The sequence below is a fragment of the Streptomyces sp. SID1328 genome, from assembly GCF_009865595.1.
GTDB lineage: Bacteria > Actinomycetota > Actinomycetes > Streptomycetales > Streptomycetaceae > Streptomyces > Streptomyces griseoluteus.
On sequence record NZ_WWKH01000040.1, the window covers coordinates 1 to 2,863 of the forward strand.

The following is a 2,863-nucleotide window of genomic DNA, read 5'->3' on the forward strand; positions in this document are numbered from 1 at the left end:
ATAGCTCAGTCGGCAGAGCGTCTCCATGGTAAGGAGAAGGTCAACGGTTCGATTCCGTTTTGGGGCTCTGGTGTGAGAGGTACCCGTCGCGAGGCGGGTTCCGATCTCATCAAAGCGGTGTAGCTCAGTCGGTAGAGCAAGCGGCTCATAATCGCTGTGTCACCGGTTCAAGTCCGGTCACCGCTACTGACAGTAGCCGATTGCGGGGTCGGTCCTTCGATCGGCTACTCTTACATGCGTTGAACTAGCCCATCCGTTCGTCCTAGGAGCACTCACGTGGCTGCCACCGACGTCCGCCCGAAGATCACGCTGGCCTGCGTGGAGTGCAAGGAGCGGAACTACATCACCAAGAAGAACCGGCGTAACAACCCGGACCGTCTTGAGATGAAGAAGCACTGCCCGCGTTGCAACGCGCACACCGCGCACCGCGAAACGCGATAAATCAGGCTCGTACTTGAGGCCGCCCCCAGCAGTATGGGGGGCGGCCTCAAGTCGTTTTCCAAGCACTCCGCTAGACCAGGAGGTACCGGGCCCATGGCGCTCGACCAGTCCTTCGTGGGGCGTACCTACCCGCCCACCGAGCCCTACGAGGTGGGCCGGGAGAAGATCCGCGAGTTCGCCGAGGCAGTCGGCGACACCAACCCGGCGTACCGCGACCCGGAGGCCGCCAAGGCCTACGGGCACGCCGATGTGATCGCCCCGCCGACCTTCGTGTTCTCCATCACCTTCCGCGCCGCCGGACAGGTCGTCGAGGACCCCCAGCTCGGGCTGGACTACAGCCGTGTGGTGCACGGCGACCAGAAGTTCGCCTACACCCGCCCGGTGCGCGCCGGTGACCGGCTCACCGTCACCTCCACCATCGAGGCCATCAAGTCCATGGCGGGCAACGACATCCTGGACATCCGGGGTGAGGTGCACGACGCGTCCGGCGAGCACGTGGTGACCGCCTGGACCAAGCTGGTGGCCCGCGCGGCCGAGGAGGTCTGAGCAGCGATGACCGCGAAGATCGCGTACGACGACGTCGAGGTCGGCACCGAACTCCCGGCGCAGACCTTCCCCGTGACCCGCGCCACCCTCGTGCGCTATGCGGGCGCCTCCGGGGACTTCAACCCCATCCACTGGAACGAGCGGTTCGCCAAGGAGGTGGGCCTGCCGGACGTCATCGCGCACGGCATGTTCACCATGGCCGAGGCCGTCCGCGTCGTCACCGACTGGACCGGTGACCCGGCCGCCGTCGTGGAGTACGGCGTCCGCTTCACCAAGCCGGTCGTCGTGCCCGACGACGACAAGGGCGCGCTGATCGAGGTCTCGGCCAAGGTCGCGGCCAAGCTGGACGACAACACCGTCCGCGTCGACCTCACCGCGACCTGCGCGGGTCAGAAGGTGCTCGGTATGTCCCGGGCGGTCGTCCGGCTGGCCTGACCGGCAGCGGCAGAAGTACAGCGGCAGAAGTAAGGGGCGTCCGGCAATGGCGGGCGCCCCTTACCGTTCCCCCCGGCCCCGTAGTCTTGCCTCCGTGCACGTACTCCACGACGCCCCCCTGGCCCCGCTGACCACCTTCCGGCTGGGCGGTCCCGCGACCCGGCTGGTCACCGCCACCACCGACGCCGAGGTGATCGACGCCGTCCGCGAGGCCGACGACAGCGGCACCCCGCTGCTGATCATCGGTGGCGGCTCCAACCTGGTCATCGGCGACAAGGGCTTCGACGGCACCGCCCTGCGCATCGCCACCCGTGGTGTCGAACTGCGCGGCACCGCCCTGGAGCTGGCCGCCGGCGAGGTCTGGACCGACGCCGTCGCCCGCACCGTCGAGGCCGGGCTCGCCGGGATCGAGTGCCTGGCCGGCATCCCCGGCTCGGCGGGCGCCACCCCGATCCAGAACGTCGGCGCGTACGGCCAGGAGGTCTCCTCCACCATCACCGAGGTGACCGCCTACGACCGCCGCGCGGGGGAGACCGTCACGCTCACCGGCGAGGAGTGCGCCTTCTCCTACCGTCACAGCCGCTTCAAGGCCGACCCCGAGCGCTACGTCGTGCTCCGCGTCCGCTTCGGGCTGGAGGACGCGGGCGGTCTGTCGGCGCCGGTCCGGTACGCGGAGACCGCGCGCGTGCTCGGCGTGGAGCCCGGCGACCGGGTGCCGCTGGCCGACGCCCGCGAGACCGTGCTGAGGCTGCGCGCGGGCAAGGGCATGGTCCTCGACCCCGAGGACCACGACACCTGGTCGGCCGGGTCCTTCTTCACCAACCCGATCCTGGACGAGGAGCGGTTCGCCGCCTTCCGTGACCGGGTGCGCGAGCACCTCGGCGCGGACGCCGTACCGCCCGCCTACCCGGCGGGGGAGGGGCTCACGAAGACCTCCGCGGCCTGGCTGATCGACAAGGCCGGCTTCACCAAGGGGTACGGCACCGGGCCCGCGCGCATCTCCACCAAGCACACCCTGGCCCTCACCAACCGGGGCGAGGCCACCACCGAGGACCTGCTGGCGCTGGCCCGGGAGGTCGTCGCCGGGGTCCAGGACGTCTTCGGCGTGACCCTGGTCAACGAGCCGGTGACCGTGGGCGTCAGCCTCTAGTACGCCACCCCGACGCCCTGCCGGACCGTCGCCGGGTCGCCGAGCGCCGCCAGCATCGCGTGCGCCACGTCCGCGCGGCCGATGGTCCGGCCGCCGCGCGGGAAGCCGCCGACCACCGTGCGGTAGCGGCCGGTCAGGGGCCGGTCGAGCAGGCGCGGCGGGCGTACCGAGGTCCACTCGGCGGTGCTGCGGGCCAGCTCGGCCTCCGTCTCGCGCAGATCGGCGTAGACGTCCTTGAAGACCGCCGACACCACGGACCGCAGCGCGCGGTCCAGCGGGCCGTCGTCCTCG

The 2,863-nt window shown here is 70.3% G+C and carries 5 protein-coding genes and 1 tRNA gene; 5 read left to right on the plus strand and 1 reads right to left on the minus strand.

Features of this window, described 5'->3' with window-relative positions:
- Positions 1–113 precede the first annotated feature (113 nt).
- The 5 genes from GT030_RS01345 (at position 114) to GT030_RS01365 (ending at position 2,572) form a co-directional block, all read left to right on the plus strand.
- A tRNA-Met gene (locus GT030_RS01345) sits at positions 114–186 on the plus strand.
- Between the two features lie 90 nt (positions 187–276).
- Complete coding sequence (gene rpmG / locus GT030_RS01350) at positions 277–441, plus strand: 50S ribosomal protein L33 (RefSeq protein WP_003948671.1); 165 nt, start codon at positions 277–279, stop codon at positions 439–441.
- Positions 442–534: 93 nt separating this feature from the next.
- Positions 535–987, plus strand: coding sequence for a MaoC family dehydratase N-terminal domain-containing protein (locus GT030_RS01355; RefSeq protein WP_135789383.1), 453 nt, complete (start codon positions 535–537; stop codon positions 985–987).
- Between the two features lie 6 nt (positions 988–993).
- Entirely contained in the window at positions 994–1,422 is a 429-nt protein-coding gene (locus GT030_RS01360) for a MaoC family dehydratase (RefSeq protein WP_161199426.1), read from the plus strand.
- Positions 1,423–1,468: 46 nt separating this feature from the next.
- Positions 1,469–2,572, plus strand: coding sequence for a UDP-N-acetylmuramate dehydrogenase (locus tag GT030_RS01365; RefSeq protein WP_202459549.1), 1,104 nt, complete (start codon positions 1,469–1,471; stop codon positions 2,570–2,572).
- On the opposite strand, the gene GT030_RS01370 is transcribed toward GT030_RS01365, so the two are convergent.
- The coding region (locus GT030_RS01370) for an NAD(P)H-binding protein (protein ID WP_161199428.1) at positions 2,569–2,863 on the minus strand (295 nt) is incomplete at its 5' end. The genes GT030_RS01365 and GT030_RS01370 overlap by 4 nt on opposite strands.